Annotated in this window: 1 pseudogene; it reads right to left on the bottom strand. The window is 40.0% G+C overall.

The features are described 5' to 3' along the window. Positions 1-240, bottom strand: a pseudogene (locus G4V62_RS19320) (IS5/IS1182 family transposase); the annotation flags it as partial. Positions 241-408: the final 168 nt, after the last annotated feature.

The following is a 408-nucleotide window of genomic DNA, read 5'->3' as shown; positions in this document are numbered from 1 at the left end:
TTTTAACCGTTTGACGAGGTCTTTCATTGTCACGATACGCTCCACCACACGAGCGATCAGTGAATAGACCATGGCGCCATAGTTTAACTCTCTTGGGGCACCCAGTTTATTGGGCTTTTCTAGTAAAGCCCAGATAGGATTCAGATTAAGGGCTGAAAAGACAGCCTCAAAATGATTGGAAGGCTCCATCTCATATAATTCATGCATGTCAAATAGACTTAGTTGTCGTATAATGTACATAGGGCATCTCACCTCTCTGTTAGGTTAGTGTGGTAACTACCATTATACAGAATTTGGGGAGGTGCTCCATTTTTGTGCCTTGAATACCTTGAGACTCAAGGGCTCTAAATTATGAAATTAACTCGTATGTTAAAATTAATCCCACCCACTATATATTCTATCAAAATA

Origin of the sequence: Litoribacterium kuwaitense (assembly GCF_011058155.1) — a bacterium.
Taxonomy (GTDB): domain Bacteria; phylum Bacillota; class Bacilli; order Bacillales; family DSM-28697; genus Litoribacterium; species Litoribacterium kuwaitense.
This window is presented reverse-complemented; position numbering and strand designations above follow the sequence as displayed.